Source organism: Nocardia sp. NPDC052254, assembly GCF_040679495.1.
In the GTDB taxonomy this organism is placed as follows: Bacteria; Actinomycetota; Actinomycetes; order Mycobacteriales; family Mycobacteriaceae; genus Nocardia.
Genome location: NZ_JBFAUW010000001.1, coordinates 984872 through 1000621 on the forward strand (window position 1 = coordinate 984872; position 15750 = coordinate 1000621).

At 67.9% G+C, this 15750-nt stretch carries 16 protein-coding genes; 5 read left to right on the forward strand and 11 right to left on the reverse strand.

The window, feature by feature from the left end; genetic code table 11:
- Positions 1-44 precede the first annotated feature (44 nt).
- Entirely contained in the window at positions 45-1988 is a 1944-nt protein-coding gene (gene ggt, locus AB0L57_RS04395; RefSeq protein WP_364956906.1) for a gamma-glutamyltransferase, read from the forward strand.
- Between the two features lies 1 nt (position 1989).
- On the opposite strand, the gene AB0L57_RS04400 is transcribed toward ggt, so the two are convergent.
- The 4 genes from AB0L57_RS04400 to AB0L57_RS04415 form a co-directional block, all read right to left on the reverse strand.
- Positions 1990-2490 carry a PH domain-containing protein gene (locus AB0L57_RS04400; protein WP_364956909.1) on the reverse strand — a complete coding sequence of 167 codons (501 nt, stop codon included), beginning with the start codon at positions 2488-2490 and terminating at the stop codon, positions 1990-1992.
- A gap of 4 nt (positions 2491-2494) precedes the next feature.
- Positions 2495-2974, reverse strand: a complete 480-nt coding sequence (gene ribH, locus AB0L57_RS04405) for a 6,7-dimethyl-8-ribityllumazine synthase (protein WP_364956913.1) — start codon at positions 2972-2974, stop codon at positions 2495-2497.
- Between the two features lie 60 nt (positions 2975-3034).
- Positions 3035-4285, reverse strand: coding sequence for a bifunctional 3,4-dihydroxy-2-butanone-4-phosphate synthase/GTP cyclohydrolase II (locus tag AB0L57_RS04410; RefSeq protein WP_364956915.1), 1251 nt, complete (start codon positions 4283-4285; stop codon positions 3035-3037).
- Between the two features lie 273 nt (positions 4286-4558).
- Positions 4559-5179 carry a riboflavin synthase gene (locus tag AB0L57_RS04415; RefSeq protein WP_364956918.1) on the reverse strand — a complete coding sequence of 207 codons (621 nt, stop codon included), beginning with the start codon at positions 5177-5179 and terminating at the stop codon, positions 4559-4561.
- Between the two features lie 558 nt (positions 5180-5737).
- Between AB0L57_RS04415 and AB0L57_RS04420 the strand changes: the two genes are divergently transcribed.
- Positions 5738-6202, forward strand: a complete 465-nt coding sequence (locus AB0L57_RS04420; protein WP_364956921.1) for a hypothetical protein — start codon at positions 5738-5740, stop codon at positions 6200-6202.
- Here the strand turns inward: AB0L57_RS04420 and rpe are convergent.
- Positions 6177-6842, reverse strand: coding sequence for a ribulose-phosphate 3-epimerase (gene rpe / locus AB0L57_RS04425; protein WP_364957296.1), 666 nt, complete (start codon positions 6840-6842; stop codon positions 6177-6179). The two genes, AB0L57_RS04420 and rpe, sit on opposite strands and share 26 nt — an antisense overlap.
- A gap of 124 nt (positions 6843-6966) precedes the next feature.
- On the opposite strand from rpe, the gene AB0L57_RS04430 reads away from it, so the two are divergent.
- Positions 6967-7389, forward strand: coding sequence for an anti-sigma factor (locus AB0L57_RS04430; RefSeq protein ID WP_364956924.1), 423 nt, complete (start codon positions 6967-6969; stop codon positions 7387-7389).
- Between the two features lie 146 nt (positions 7390-7535).
- A complete protein-coding gene (locus AB0L57_RS04435) occupies positions 7536-8306 on the forward strand; it encodes an RNA polymerase sigma factor SigF (protein ID WP_364957299.1) in 771 nt (256 codons plus the stop codon).
- A gap of 15 nt (positions 8307-8321) precedes the next feature.
- Here AB0L57_RS04435 and AB0L57_RS04440 read toward each other — a convergent pair whose 3' ends face one another.
- Complete coding sequence (locus tag AB0L57_RS04440) at positions 8322-9248, reverse strand: LysR family transcriptional regulator (protein ID WP_364956927.1); 927 nt, start codon at positions 9246-9248, stop codon at positions 8322-8324.
- A gap of 103 nt (positions 9249-9351) precedes the next feature.
- Between AB0L57_RS04440 and AB0L57_RS04445 the strand changes: the two genes are divergently transcribed.
- Complete coding sequence (locus AB0L57_RS04445) at positions 9352-10539, forward strand: putative sulfate exporter family transporter (protein ID WP_364956930.1); 1188 nt, start codon at positions 9352-9354, stop codon at positions 10537-10539.
- A 5-nt stretch (positions 10540-10544) separates the two neighbouring features.
- Here AB0L57_RS04445 and AB0L57_RS04450 read toward each other — a convergent pair whose 3' ends face one another.
- From AB0L57_RS04450 to AB0L57_RS04470, 5 genes are all read right to left on the reverse strand, one after another.
- Positions 10545-11855 carry a transcription antitermination factor NusB gene (locus tag AB0L57_RS04450; protein WP_364956933.1) on the reverse strand — a complete coding sequence of 437 codons (1311 nt, stop codon included), beginning with the start codon at positions 11853-11855 and terminating at the stop codon, positions 10545-10547.
- Between the two features lie 413 nt (positions 11856-12268).
- Positions 12269-13192 carry a methionyl-tRNA formyltransferase gene (gene fmt, locus AB0L57_RS04455; RefSeq protein WP_364956936.1) on the reverse strand — a complete coding sequence of 308 codons (924 nt, stop codon included), beginning with the start codon at positions 13190-13192 and terminating at the stop codon, positions 12269-12271.
- The gene (gene def, locus AB0L57_RS04460) at positions 13193-13753 is read right to left on the reverse strand and encodes a peptide deformylase (protein WP_364956939.1); all 561 of its coding nucleotides are present in this window, start codon (positions 13751-13753) and stop codon (positions 13193-13195) included.
- A gap of 66 nt (positions 13754-13819) precedes the next feature.
- The gene (locus AB0L57_RS04465) at positions 13820-14845 is read right to left on the reverse strand and encodes an alpha/beta fold hydrolase (RefSeq protein ID WP_364956941.1); all 1026 of its coding nucleotides are present in this window, start codon (positions 14843-14845) and stop codon (positions 13820-13822) included.
- A 57-nt stretch (positions 14846-14902) separates the two neighbouring features.
- The gene (locus tag AB0L57_RS04470) at positions 14903-15553 is read right to left on the reverse strand and encodes a PadR family transcriptional regulator (RefSeq protein WP_364957302.1); all 651 of its coding nucleotides are present in this window, start codon (positions 15551-15553) and stop codon (positions 14903-14905) included.
- Between the last annotated feature and the right edge of the window lie 197 nt (positions 15554-15750).

Genomic DNA, 15750 nt, shown 5'->3' on the forward strand with positions numbered 1-15750 from the left:
ACCGAGCCCGGCGGCGTGGGGCGGCAGCGGAATAAAATCCCTGCATGAGGCGCACCCCAGCGATCCTGGCCGGCACTTGCGCCGCGCTGCTGCTCATCTCCGGACTGCTGACGGGCTGTTCGTCACAACCCTCCGCCGGCGGCACCGACTGCACCGACCACCCCGACGGCACACCGGTCACCGCGGCCGCGCCACCGGCCGCCACCGCCACGAATCTGGCCACCAACCCCGAGATCGCCACCGGATACCGCAGCGACATGTCCCCGGTGCGCACGCACACCTACGCCGTATCCACAGCCAATCCCGTCGCGACCCGCGCGGCCTGCCGAGTTCTGGCCGACGGGGGTACCGCCGCGGACGCGCTCATCGCGGCGCAGACCGTACTGGGATTGGTGGAGCCGCAGGCATCCGGTATCGGCGGCGGCGCGTTCATGCTGTATTACGACGCTGCCGCGAAGTCAGTGCAGGCCTACGACGGCCGCGAGGTCGCACCCGCCGCGGCCACCGAGAACTATCTGCGCTGGGTCAGCGATGCCGATCGCACCGTACCGCAACCGAATACCCGGGCCAGCGGACGTTCCATCGGTGTGCCCGGAGTACTTCGCCTGCTCGAGGCCGCCCATCGCGACCACGGCACACAGGCGTGGCGGGATCTGTTCGGACCCGCGATCGAGCTGGCCGACAACGGATTCGACATCAGCGCACGGATGGCGAGCCAGATCGCGCAGTCCGCACCGGATCTCGCGCGCGACCCGAACGCCGCGGCGTACTTCCTGCAACCGGACCGTACGCCCAAACCGCAGGGCTACCACCTGACCAATCCGGCCATGGCGAAGACCTTGGGCGCCATCGCCGCCGACGGCGCCGACGCCTTCTACACCGGTGCGCTCGCCCGCGACATCGTCGACGCCACCGCCGGCACCGACGGCGGACGCACCCCGGGCCTGATGTCACTCGACGATCTGGCCCATTATCAGGCGCGTACACGCACGGCACTGTGCACCGACTACCGCGACCATCGACTCTGTTCGATGCCGACCCCGTCCTCCGGCGGTATCACCGTCGCCGCCACCCTCGGCATCCTCGAGAACTTCGACCTCGGCAGCCTGGCCCCCGACCACCTCGATCGCAACGGCGGCATACCGAAAGCCGAAGCGGTCCACCTGATCTCGGAGGCCGAACGACTCGCCTACGCCGACCGCGACAAATACGTCGCCGATTCCGACTTCGTACCCCTGCCCGGCGGATCACCCGACGCCCTGCTGAACAAGGACTATCTGAAGCAGCGGGCGGCATCGATTGATCCGGACCGCTCGATGGGCACGGCGAAGCCCGGCGACTTCGGTCCCGTCCCACTGGGCACCGGCGCACCACAACCCGAGCACGGGACCAGCCACATCTCGGTGGTGGACCGCTACGGCAACGCGGCTGCCATGACCACCACCGTGGAATCGGCCTTCGGCTCATTTCACATGGTCGACGGCTTCGTCCTCAACAACCAGCTGACCGATTTCAGCGCCGCCCCCGTGGATGCCGCGGGCGTGCCACTGGCCAATCGGGTCCAACCGGGCAAACGACCACGCAGTTCGATGAGTCCCACGCTGGTGTTCGACCGCGCGCCCGACGGCACGCCCGGCCCGTTGGTCGATGTGACCGGTTCACCCGGTGGCGCGGTGATCATCCAGTTCGTGGTGAAAGCTCTCGTGGGACTGCTCGATTGGCATCTGGACCCGCAGCAGGCGGTCTCCCAGGTCGCCTTCGGTGCCTCGAACACTCCGGTGACCGGCATCGGTGGTGAGCATCCGGCGATCGACGCCACCGACGACGGCGCACACGACCCGCTGGTGCGCGCACTCCGGGAGAAGGGACATCAGGTGTCGGTCGCCCCGCAGTCCAGCGGGCTCAGCGCATTGCAGCGCCTGCCGGACGGATGGATCGGCGGCGCCGACCCACGCCGGGAGGGCATCGTATTGGGCGACACCGGCTGATTCAGTCGCCCTGTCCGGCGGTGTATTTCGCGCCGAGCTCACGGAAACGATCCATCGTGGCGGCGGCGTATTCCTTGTCGTTGACGCGGATGGCCAGCATCGGGACATACTCGTCACCGGCCAGTTCCAAACGCGCCCACGCCTTCTTGTCCGGGATCGAGATGCCGCGGATGTCGGACCAGCCGAACTCGTTGTCGCCCAGGATATTGCGGACCACCACGCCGCTCGGCCCGACCCGCACACGCGGCCGGGCCAGCAACAACACCGCGGCCGCGATCAGGAGCCCGAAGCAGATGATCGCCACCTGATCGGCACCGCGGAAATTCACACCCGTCGTCGAATTGCTCGACAGCACACCGGCGACGACGAACAACACCGCGATCACGGCCGCCACGATCCGCGTGACCCGCACCGCCCGGCGTGGACGCACCTCGAGATCCCACTGCGAAGCCTGCGCGTCGGACTGCGAACCGCGCTTGAACAGGTGAACGACCGGTGACATCGGCTCAGACTTCTCGACGCAGAGCACGCAGGGTCAGCGCGGCATCCAGTGCCGCCGCACTCGCCTGTTCGCCCTTGTTCTCGGCCGAATCCGGCAGCCCCGCCCGATCGAGCGCCTGAGCCTCGGTGTTCACCGTCAGCACCCCATTGGTGACCGGCGTGCCCTCGTCGAGCGAGACCCGGGTCAGCCCCGCTGTCACCGCATCGCAGACGTATTCGAAATGCGGTGTCCCGCCACGGATCACCACACCGAGCGCCACCACCGCGTCGTGGGTGCGGGCCAGTGCCTGGGCGACCACGGGCAGCTCCATCGCGCCCGCACATCGCACCACGGTGATCTGCTCGACGCCGGCCTCCCGCGCGACCCGCTCGGCATTGGCGAGCAGAGTGTCGCAGATGGTCGTGTGCCAGCGCGATGCCACGATGCCCACCGTCAGATTATTCGCATCCGCCAGTGCGAACTCCGGAACGCCTGTTCCGCTCATCGACCGTTACCTCGTTTCACGAATTCGTCACCGCCACGGAAATCCCCGGCCGGGGCGATCTCACTGGGCGGTCTCGCCCAGGTCCAGATCGTCGAGACCGACCAGATCGTGGCCCATCCGGTCACGCTTGGTCCGCAGGTAACGCAGGTTCTCCGCATTGGCCCGTACCGGCATCGGCACCCGCTCGGTGATGCTGAGGCCGTAACCGTCCAGCCCCACCCGCTTTGCCGGATTGTTCGTCAGCAACCGCATGGATTTGATGCCCAGATCGACCAGGATCTGCGCACCCGTACCGTAATCGCGCGCATCGGCCGGCAAGCCGAGTTCGATATTCGCATCGACGGTGTCGTGCCCGGAATCCTGCAGTTGATACGCCTGCAGTTTGTGCATCAGACCGATTCCGCGGCCCTCGTGACCGCGCATGTACAGCACCACCCCGCGCCCCTCGGCGGCGACCATCTCCATCGCCGCTTCCAGTTGCGGACCGCAATCGCAACGCAGCGAACCGAATACGTCACCGGTCAGGCATTCCGAGTGCACGCGCACCAGCACGTCGTCACCGTCGTCGATGCTCAGATCGCCACGGACCAGCGCCACGTGCTCCACATCGTCGTAGATGCTCTTGTAGCCGACCGCCTTGAACTCACCGTGCCTGGTGGGGATACGCGCCTCCGCGATCCGCTCCACCTGCTTCTCGTGTTTGCGGCGCCAGGCGATCATGTCGGCGATGGAGATCAGGGCCAGCTCGTGTTCGTCGGCGAAGATCCGCAGTTCCTCGGTGCGGGCCATATCGCCCTCGTTCTTCTGACTGACGATCTCGCAGATCACACCCGCCGGGCTCAGACCCGCCATCCGCGACAGATCCACCGCGGCCTCGGTATGTCCGGGCCGGCGCAGCACACCGCCCTCCTTGGCCCGCAACGGCACCACGTGACCGGGCCGCGTGAACTCGTCGGCCCGCGCCACCGGATCGGCCAGCAGTCGCATCGTGGTAGCACGATCGGCCGCGGAGATTCCGGTGCTGACACCCTCGCGCGCATCCACCGACACGGTGTAGGCGGTGCCGTGCTTGTCCTGGTTCATCGAGTACATCGGCGGCAAGCCCAGCCGATCGCAGTCCGCACCGGTCAGTGGCACACAGATGTAGCCGGAGGTGTACCGGATCATGAAGGCCACCAGTTCGGGGGTTGCCTTCTCTGCGGCGAAGATGAGGTCGCCCTCGTTCTCCCGGCCCTCGTCGTCGACGACGACGACCGCTTTACCGGCGGCGATATCGGCGACTGCGCGCTCGATGGTGTCGAACCTGGTCACGTCTGCTGTGCTCCATCTCGGAATAGGTGCGCCTCGAGCTTATGTCTTCGGCCTCCGCTTCACTGCGGCGGGTTCTCGGCCCCTTGGGCCTCGATTTTTCCCTCCTCCGCTCGTCCGCTTCGTCAGTCCGAAATCGAGGTGGGCCGAGAACCTTTGGGATGAACGCATCTGCGGAGGTCTGTGCTGGGTGTGGGGCGGGTTCCGCTCGCCGAAGGTCCGGTCGCGCTACCTATGTAGTTGTCGGTCATCTTGTTCGTGCCCGGCGGGGGCGGGTTACCCCCGCTGGTGGAGCCGTTCGACGTACTTGGCGATGATGTCCACCTCCAGATTCACGGTGGCGCCGGTGCGGGCGGTGCCGAGGGTGGTGAGTTCGCGGGTGGTCGGGATCAGCGAGACCTCGAACCAGTCGCGGTGACCGGGCTCTCCCGTATCGTCCGCGCCGAGCCCGGAGACCGTCAGCGAGATGCCGTCCACCGTGATCGAACCCTTCTCGACAACGTAGCGGGCCAGGTTGTCCGGCAGCGAGATTCGGACGACCTCCCAGTTGTCGGACGGGGTCCGCGACAGCACGACACCGGTGCCGTCGACATGGCCCTGGACGATGTGTCCGCCCAACCGGCTGTTCACCGCGGCGGCACGTTCCAGATTCACTTTCGAACCGATGTCGAGCTTGCCGATCCCGGAGCGGTTGAGCGTCTCACCCATCACATCGGTGGTGAAACTGTCGCCGTCGATCACGTCGACCACGGTCAGGCAGACGCCGTTCACCGCGATGGAATCGCCGTGACCGGCGTCGGAGGTCACCAGGGCACCGCGAATCGTGAGCCGGGCGGCGTCCGGCGATCGCTCGGCCGCGACGATCTCACCCAGCTCCTCGACGATGCCTGTGAACATCCCTGTCTCCTGTCACCCGGCGCCCTCCGCGTAGGGCGTCCGCTAGCGCAAACGGTGCGGGCCGCCCGCGGTATTCCCCGGCGAGCAGCACCGTCCTCAGCCTAACGACGCGATGGAGCACAAAAAATCCGGCCGTCCCACCGACCGGACATACCAGGATACGAGACCGCCGGACCGGAAACTCCTACCAAAACGGACGACGGAACGCGACGCGCCGGGCGAAAGAATCGCAGAATCGCACTACGGCCATATTTTCCGGGCAAAGAAATAAATTGGGACCCAATTCCTGACCACAGGATTATGAGGGGTGCAGTAAAATCAATCAATATCCGGGTATGACATGCGGATTTCTCGGCCGAACTCGATTTGTTACCCACCTGCCAGCGAATTCAACCCCTGCGCTTGCGCGATCGCGATTTCGGTAGCAATATTGTTATGCAGTTGATTCCAACAGTTCACTACCGTGCACAGTTCACCATCGTGCTCTGACGACATCAAGAAGGACAGGCCCGTCCGGGCCCGATCCACGTTGGACAACAACACTCATGGGGGTGCGGCGTGACATCAGTGATCGACACGTCCCTGACAGATCGTTGCGAGCGGTATCGTCGCGTCTTCCATCTACCCGCGGCGGTGGACAGCGCATCCGGGCACATCGTGCTCGAGATCGGCACCCGATTCGGCGCGGTCACCATGCCGGCCGATCTCGGCGAACGTGTGCTGCGGCAACTCACACAGTCCGGTCTGGTGACACCGGTGGTACACCATCCGCGGGCGCGGCGCTGGACCTTCATCACCGGCCCCGCCGCGGTCGCCGGTGTCACCACATCCGTTGCGGCCGAGCTGTTCCGGCTCTACACCACGGTCGCCTGTACCGGTAGCCAGGTGGTCCTGCCCTCGGCCGAGGACGAACGGACCGGCTACCGGATCTGGGTGCAGGCGCCCGAGCACCTCGACGCGGTGGTCCCGATGGCCGCCGTTGTCGAGGCCGCGCGCCTCAGTGCCGGGCCGCCTGCTCGATAGCGATGACCTTGTCGCGCAGGACTTCCACGGTCGCCGCCGGATCGTCGGTGCCGTAGACCGCGGAACCGGCGACGAAACAGTCCACACCGGCTTCGGCGGCGGCTTCGATGGTGTCCATGTTGATGCCGCCGTCGATCTCGACGACCAGCCGCAGTTCGCCACTGTCGACCAGACGGCGTACGGCCCGCGCCTTGTCCAGCACATGCGGAATGAAGGACTGCCCGCCGAAGCCCGGCTCGACACTCATCACGAGCAATGTGTCGAAATTACGCAGGATTTCCAGATAGGGCTCGATCGGAGTATTCGGTTTCACCGACAGACCAGCTTTACCGCCCGCCGCACGGATATCGCGTGCGACCGCGACCGGATCGTCGGTGGCCTCGGCGTGAAATGTCACGTTGTAGGCGCCGGCCTCCGCGTAAGGCGGGGCCCAACGGCCCGGATCCTCGATCATCAAGTGGCAGTCCAGCGGAATGGCGGTGGTCTTCAGCAGACTCTCCACCACGGGCAACCCCAGCGTCAGATTCGGCACGAAGTGGTTGTCCATCACGTCGACGTGCAACCAGTCGGCCCCCTCGACCGCCCGGATCTCCTCGGCGAGATGGGCGAAATCGGCGGACAGAATCGACGGCGCGATCATCGGCGACGGCCGGTGGAAGTGGGAATTCGAGGTGGACACAGCGCGAGAGTGTACTGGGTCACCACGGCGCCGAATTCGGTGCAGTCCGCGATTGCGCGCCGCGAAGTTGGGTAGCCTCCTTAGGGTGATCAACATGTCGGCTGAAGAGGGACTGCGCAGTACACCTGTCGAGATCGGCGTCGCGGCCACCGTGTCGCAACTTCCGATCGTGCGTGGGCTGGCCGAAACCCTGGTCCTGCTCAGCGATTTCACACTCGACGAGGTCGCCGACATCCGGCTTGCCGTCGATGAGGCATGCTCGACGCTGATCGAACTGGCCGTCCCGGGTACCGCTCTGCGGTGCCGTTTCACCGTGGGCGACAACGATCTGATCGTGCGGGTCGCCGGTGTCGCGGCCACCTCACAACTTCCGGATCAGCGCAGTTTCGGCTGGCACGTGCTGCGCACCCTGACCGACGGGATCGACGTCTCTCAGGACGACTACGATTCGAACATTTCCGGCTACCCGACGGTCGTGGAATTTCGGCGGGTCCGGGGGAAGGCGTAGTGGTCGACGAAGACAACGTATTCGCGGCCGATGATGCCACGGATACGGGGGATACGGCCGCGAGCACATCGGCGGACGGTGACGGCTCCGAGAACGCCGACGCAGCCGCCATAACGCCCGAGGACGAATCCGACGAGAGTGACGAGGTGGCCGAGGTCACCGAATCGGTCTCCGGCTACGACGATGTCAACGCACTGTTCCAAGCACTGTCGCAGGCCGCGGAAGACCGTCGCGGCGAACTGCGCGGCGAGCTGATCAATCGCTGTATTCCCTTGGCGGACCACATCGCTCGCAAGTTCAGCGGGCGCGGCGAGCCATTCGACGATCTGACGCAGGTGGCACGGGTCGGCCTGGTCAACGCGGTGGACCGGTTCGATGTCACGCGTGGCTCGAACTTCCTGTCGTTCGCGGTGCCGACGATCATGGGTGAGGTACGGCGGTACTTCCGTGACAACACCTGGGCGATGCGGGTGCCGCGGCGGGTCAAGGAGACCCATCTGCGCATCGGATCGGCGATCGATTCGCTGTCACAGTCACTCGGACGGTCTCCCACCGCCAAGGAGATCGCCCACGAACTCGATATCCACCCCGACGAGGTGACCCAGGCGGTCATCGCGGGCAACGCCTACCAGCCCAGTTCGATCGACGCCGTGTCGGTCGGCCGCGACACCGAGGCATCGCTGCTGGACACCCTGGGCGAAGAGGAATCGCAATTCGATCGCGTCGAGGAGTACGTCGCGATCAGGCCACTGCTGGCGGGGCTGCCCGAACGCGAGCGCCGCATCCTCACCATGCGATTCTTCGAATCGATGACGCAGACCCAGATCGCGCAGCGAATGGGCATCTCACAGATGCACGTCTCGCGCATTCTCGCGAAAACCCTTGCGCGGCTGCGGGAGCAGAGCGCCCGGGAGTGACCGGTCGCCGGTCCGTCAGTGCGGGCGACGCGTCGGCACCGGCTCGCGCTGTGCCGCGACAATGGCGGCCACCAACTGTCCCGCGGGACCTCCGAGTTTGCGGGGTGGGCGCCACACCGCGCGCAGGGTGCGCCGCAGATCCAAGCCCTCGACGGTGATCGCGCGCAATTCCCGCCGGTCCAGCTGTTCCCCCACAGCCAGTGTGCTGACCACCGCCGGGCCGACGCCGCCGAGGACGCTGGTGCGAATGGCGGCCGCACTGCCGAGCTCCAGAAGTGGTTCCGCGCGTGGGTATTCCGCCAGTGCCGCGTCCAGAGTGCCGCGGGTTCCGGAACCGGGTTCGCGGACCACCAGAGGCGTCGCCGCGAGTTCGGCGACGGTGAGCGGCGTCCGGCGACGGACCCACGGGTGGTCCGGATACACGACCACCACCAGGCGGTCGTGAGCCACGGTCGCATGGGGCAGCCCGCCGGGCACCGACGGCGATTCGACGAAGCCCAGATCGCAATCCCCGGCCACCAGACGATCACAGACCTGCCGCGAATTATGCACCTGCAGATGGACTTTCACATCGGGGTGGCCGCGCCGGAACTCGCCCAGCCATCCCGGTAACAGGCATTCGGCCACCGTCATACTCGCGGCCACCGTGAGCTCGGCGTCCTGATCGGTCCGCAAGGCCGCAGCGGCGTCCAGGAGGCGGTCCACATCGGCCAGCACCTGCCGCGCCCAGTGCACGACGACGGTGCCGGCCGGAGTCAGCGTCGAGCCGCGCGGCGTGCGATGGAGCAGATCCGATCCCAGACGGTGTTCCCACTGGCGTACGACGCGCGAGGCGTTCGGCTGCGCCATACCGATCGACCGCGCGGCCGCGCCCAGGCTTCCGCGATCGTCGATGGCTACCAGGAGTTCGAGAAATCCCAGGTCCGGACGCAGTGCAGGCATGTCCGAATCATATGGCATGACGAAGATGCATATATTTCTGATATGTCTGTGATGCCGATTCACCGGCTACCGAACCGGTTCCGATCGGGGCACCGTATCGGATATGACAAGCCTGGACTCCGCGCGCACGAACGTCCCCGGCGACGATCCGCACCGTGGCGATGCCGTACCGACGGGTGCCTGCGCCGACCTGCCGGCGCACCACGCACCGCCGGCCGTCCGCGCCGATGTGACACATGTCGTCGCGGCACCTGGTTCCGGTACCGGTGACATCCGGTCCGGCCGCGGCTTCGAGCGCCGGCCGGCCGCGATCACCGCCTCCGCCGCGGCACCCGGGCTCGCACTCACAGCTTTGGCGACCGCGGTGGCATTGGTTATCGGGCGATTCCTGCCGACCGTCAGCCCGCTGCTGATCGCGATCGCGCTCGGCGCGGTGCTCGCCAATTGCGTCAGCCTGCCGCAGCGGGTCCAGCCCGGGTTGCAGTTCAGCGCGAAGCGGCTGTTACGGGTGGGTGTGGCACTGCTGGGGCTGCAGCTGACCTTCTCCGACATCCTCGGGCTGGGACCGGCGACGATTCTTGTGGTGGTGGCGATCGTCGTACTCGGGATCGCGGCGACCATGCTGATGGGCCGGCTGCTCGGGCTCAGCTGGACGCAGCGCCTCCTGATCGCCTGCGGATTCTCGATCTGCGGTGCGGCCGCCGCGGCGGCGGTGGACGGGGTGGTCGACGCCGAGGACGAGGAACTGCTGACCGCTGTCGCCCTCGTCGTGGTGTTCGGCACCATCATGATCGGGGTGCTGCCACTGTTGTCGCACGTGTTCGGCCTCGACGCCCGCACCAGCGGAATCTGGGCGGGCGGTGCCGTGCACGAGGTCGCTCAGGTCGTGGCGGCAGGCGGTGCGATCGGTGGCGGTGCGCTCACGGTCGCGGTGGTTGTCAAACTGGCACGAGTGGTGTTGCTGGCACCGGTCCTGGCTGTCATCGGCTGGCAGGTCCGGCGCCGCGACACCCCCGCCGCCGGCACCCGCCGCCCGCCGCTGATTCCGCTGTTCGTGCTCGCGTTCCTGGGGTTCGCGGCGCTGCGCACCACCGGCGTACTGCCCGGATCGGTGCTCGACATCGCGAAGTCCGCGCAGACCGCCCTGCTGACGGCCGCCATGTTCGCGCTCGGCGCCGGCGTGCAGGTGGCCACCCTGCGCCGGGTCGGACCGCGGCCACTGATCCTGGCCCTGCTGTCGACGGTGTGGGTCGCCACGGTGGCGCTGGCCGGTGCACTGATCGCGGGCTGATCGGCTCAGAGCGGCTTGCGCAGTGCTGCCATGAACATGGCGTCGGTGCCGTGCCGGTGTGGCCACAGCTGGGCTCCCGGTCCGTCACCGGTATCGGTGACGCCCGGGAGCAACTCGCGGGTGTCGAGCTGTTCGGCATCCGTGCGACGGACGAGATCGCCTACAACACCGACGGTCTCGGGCAGATGCGGTGAGCAGGTCGAGTACACGACGACACCGCCGGGACGCAGCAATTCCCACGCGGCACCGAGCAATTCGCGCTGAAGTACGGTCAGCTCACGAACATCGGCGGGGGTGCGCCGCCAGCGAGATTCCGGCCGCCGGCGCAGTGCGCCCAGCCCGGTACACGGCGCATCGACCAGGATCCGGTCGTAACCCGGCGCGAGTTCACCGGCGCGTCCGTCCATCACGTGCACCGCCACCGGTAGGCCGCGAGTTGCCTTACGCACCAGTTCGGCTCGATGTTCGGCGGGCTCGACGGCGTCGATGCGACAGCCGTCGATCTCGGCGAGTGCGCCCAGCAGCGCGGTCTTTCCACCGGGGCCGGCACACAGATCCAGCCAGCGGCCGTTGTCGGGACCGAGTAGCGGCGCACGGGTCAGCGAGAGCACGACCAGCTGGCTCCCCTCGTCCTGTACCGCGGCCATCCCCTCGCGCACCGCCTCCAGCCGGGCGGGATCACCACCGTCCAGATACACCGCGTAGGGCGACCACCGCCCCTCTTCCCCGCCGCTGACCAGGGCCAATTCCTCGGCGGTGATGTCGCCGGGCCGGGCCACCAGATGAACGATCGGGCGCGCGTCGTCGGCGGCGAGCAGCTCCGGCAGCTCCGCCGCCCGCGCGCCCAGCGCATCGGCGAAGGCCTGGGCGATCCATACCGGATGACCGTGTTCGAAGGCCGAATGCCCCACCGGATCCTGCGGCGCCAGCTCCTCGACCCACTGCTCCGCGGTCCGCGCCGCCGCACGCCGTAGCACCGCGTTGACGAAACCAGCTCTGCCGCTGCCGAATTCGACGCGGGCCAGATCAACCGAGGTGTCGACCGCGGCGTGCGATCCGACCCTGGTCCGCAGCAGTTGGTATACGCCCAGCCGCAGCACGTCCAGCAGCGGACCGTCGATCTCGTCGATCCGACGGCCCGCGCACTCGGCGATCACCGCATCCAGCACACCCAGTGCGCGGCACGCGCCATAGGCGAGTTCGGTCGCGAACGCCGCATCCCGCCCGGACAGCCCCTGCTCGCGCAGCAGTGCCGGCAGCACCAGATTTGCGTAGGCGTCGCGTTCACGCACAGCGCGCAGGACATCCCGCGCCACCAGCCGGGGCGCGTCCAGCGCCGTACCACGACGGCCCGGCGCCGAGTCTCGCGTCGACCCCGGGCGTCGCGAATCACGACTCCCCTGTTTCGATTTCTGTTGTCCCGCTCCGGATCCCGGCGACCGCCGATCGGCACCGGAGCCGCCGCGGCGGTCGCCCGGCTCGGCGTCGCGTCCCGTCCGCCGGCCGGAGCCGGCACCACCCGTCCGGCGATCGCCACCGGAACGGTCGGCCCGGGGTCCGCCCTGCCCCGAATCCGGCCGCCCCGCACGTTCCCCGGAACGCCGGTCGGAGCGAGCGCGCCCGTTCTCGCCGGCGGCGCCACGACCTCCGCGGCCGCCGGGCCGTCCCCCGGCCTCGCCGCGCCGGCCCCGGTCGGACCGATCGCCGCCGTCGCGCTCGCGCGGGCCCGTCACTCGACCACCGCGCCGGGTTCCAGCCGGGCGCCGCGCGCCCAGTCCAGCGCTCGCATCATGCGCTTGCCCTGCGGCTGCACCTGATCCAGGCGGACGGCGGTGGTGGCGGTGCCGACGTAGACACCGGATTTGCGGACCTCGATCGCCCGCGGCGGGAGCTGATCCTCGACCAGCTCCACCGGACCCACCTTCAGGCGTTTGCCCTCGATCTCGGTCCAGGCGCCGGGCGCGGGAGTGACCGCGCGGATCCGGCGATTGATCGCGAGTGCGGGCTGATCCCAGCGGATGTGCCCCGCGGCGGCCTCGATCTTCGGGGCGTAGGAGATGCCCTCACTCGATTGCGGCACGGCCTGCACACCGCCGTCCGCGATCCCGTCGAGCGTCGACTCCAGCAGGTGGGCACCGGAGTGCGACAACCGTTCCAGCAATGCGCCCGCGGTGTCGGCGAGGCCGATCCGCTCGGTCACCACGCCGTACACCGGGCCGGTGTCGAGCCCCGCTTCGATGCGGAAGGTGGACGCTCCGGTGATCTCGTCACCCGCCAGCACCGCCGCCTGCACCGGGGCGGCACCGCGCCAGGCCGGCAGCAGCGAGAAGTGCAGATTGACCCAGCCGTGCACCGGGATGTCGAGCACCAGCTGCGGCAGCAGCGCGCCATAGGCCACCACCGGACAGCAGTCGGGCGCCAATTCCGTCAGTGCCGCGACGAAGTCGGGCTCGGACGGTTTGTGTGGGGTGAGTACCGGTATCCCGTGCTCGTCGGCCAGCCGGCCGACCGGGGAACGCATCACCTTGCGACCGCGGCCGGCGACGGCGTCGGGGCGGGTCACCACCGCGACCACCTCGTGGCGAGCGGAATCGATCAGCCGCTGCAGGGACGGAACAGCCGGTTCGGGAGTTCCCGCGAAGACCAGGCGCATCTACTCGCCCCGCCCGCCCTCGGCGCGGCTGCCGGCTACCTCGGCCGCCGACATCACCGTCTTGCCCGCCGCGAACCACTGCGATTCGCGAACCTCACGCATTGCCTGTTTCCGGGTCGCGGATTCCAGGCGCTGCAGATACAGCACGCCGTCGAGATGGTCGGTCTCGTGCTGCACACAGCGCGCCAGCAACCCGTCCGCCTCGAATTCCACCGGCTTGCCGGCGATGTCGACCCCGCGCGCGACCACCCGCTGTGCCCGGGTGACGTCGTGCCGCAGGCCGGGAATGGACAGACATCCCTCGGGACCGGTCTGTTCGTCGGCACCGACGACCTCGAAGGTCGGGTTCACCACGTGCCCGGCCGCATCTCCGGTGTCGTAGACGAACACCCGCAAGCCGACGCCGATCTGCGGCGCGGCCATCCCCACTCCGCGACTCGCGTGCATGGTGTCGGTCAGGTCGCCGACCAGCTGCTCGAGGTCCCTGTCGAAGGTGCCGACCTCATCCGCGCGGGCGCGCAGGACGGGATCGCCGAACAGGCGAACGGGCTGGATTGTCACAGGCTTACTCCCGGGCGAGACGACAGGCGGTCGCCTCAGTTTACGGAAGCGGGGAAATCCGGTTCGTCAGGAATGGGCACCGAGGATCACTTCACCGATTCCGGTGCCCAGTGGTACGTAGGCGCACTGTGGCAGCGGTGCGGCGCCGGGGTCGAGCAGGGTGAGCAGCAGCTGCTGCACGAACGGGTCGTAGACCATGTGGAAATGCCCGGTCAGATCGATGGGGCACAGATCCTGCAACACGATGTTTCGGGCACCGGGCCCGGTCAGCGCGATATTGCCGAACGGCTGGATCATCTCGTCCACCCGGCTGCCGATGGTGGTGTAGCCGACCCCGGGCACCGTGTCGCCGCCCGCGTCGAGTTCGCGGATGAACGGCGCCCCCTGCGCCTGCTGGATCGCGGCCAGCGAGGTGACCCGCTCGTAGGCGTCCCAGAGTCCGGGGGCCGCGTCGGCGAGGGGCACCAGCCCGTACATGACACTGCCGTAGCTGGGCGAGGCCAGTCCGATCCACTGGCCGACCTTGGGTGCGCCGCCGAGTTTGTCGATGTAGTACCTGGTCACATTCGCGCCCTGGGAAAATCCCACCAGATCGACCTTGCGAGCGCCGGTGGCGTCGAGGACGTGGTCGACGAAGTCACCGAGCTGCCGCGACGATGCCCACAGATCTTCGGTGCCGAAGCTCTTCGCATCGGGTTTGCCGCCGTAGTCGGGGGCGAAAACGCAGAATCCGGCCGCGGCGAGCTGTGGGCCGATACCGGCCCAGTCGGTGTAGGCGGTGGCGTCGGTGCCGTGTGCCAGGATGATCGGCCGGGGATGACGCGTGGTGGGCCGGCAGCCGAAATCGTTTGTCCCCCAAGGGGTGGCGCCGGGGTGCGCCTTCAGGTAACGCGAGGCCGACAGATGTTCCGGTTGTGGTGGTCCCCATTCGGTGGGGACCACCACGGGGCGCGCGTCCGGTGACGGAGATGCGGGCGGTTCGGCCCAGCCGGAGGCGCTGCCACCGAGGACCGTCCCGCACACCACCGCCGTCGCCGCCAGCGTCCTACGCCACGTGCTCCCGTTTCGACGGCCGACCTGCGGATGTCCCATCCCCCGATTGTGCGCCGCGGGCGGCGGGATATGCGACGGGACACGATCTTCACCGGCTCACTCGGCCGCGGCGGAATCGTCGTCGGCGAGGATCCGGTAGATCGAACGCCGGGCTTCGGTGAGGACCTCGGCGGCCTTTCCGGCCTGCTCCGGTGTCCCGGCCCGGGCCACCTGCCCGACCGCGCCCATCAACTGGCCGACGAGCTCGCGCAGATCCAGAGCCTGATCTCCGACTCCCGCCCGCACGTCCTGCCACGGGTCGCCGAGTTCGTCGCGATGTTCGCTGACATAAGCGGTACCCGCATCGGTCAGTTTGGCGGTCTTACGACCGGACACCTTCTCGATGACGATCAGACCCTCGTCCTCGAGCTGCGACAGTGCCGGGTAGATCGACCCGGGACTCGGCCGCCAGATGTCCTCGCTGCGCTCGCGAATCTGCTGGATCAATTCGTATCCGTGCATCGGGCGCTCCTGTACGAGCAACAGAATCGCCGCCCGTACATCGCCGCGCCGTCCGCGGCCACCGCGACCGCGACCACGTCCGACGTGGCCGCCGGGACCGAATCCCGGTCCGAAATCGGGGCCGAAGGGACCGAAGCCGTGCGGCCCGCGCGGATGCCGGCGGAACTGTTCGCGTCCGCCGCGTTCCTGCGGATCCGGCCGGGGTCCGCGACGACGGCCACGACCGAACCTGTCCATGTTCTCCATGGGTTCCATGATGTGCCTCCTCAGGCTGTCTGTCTTACGTTGACGCAATCAACGATATATCGGCAATGCATCTTTGACAAGTATGGGACGCATCACTGTCATCTACGGACTGCCTTGCCTGCAGGACACGTGCGACCGGCCGTCCCGAACGGCATACCCTCATGGATCACGTTCAGCGCACTGCGGTGACCGCGCGA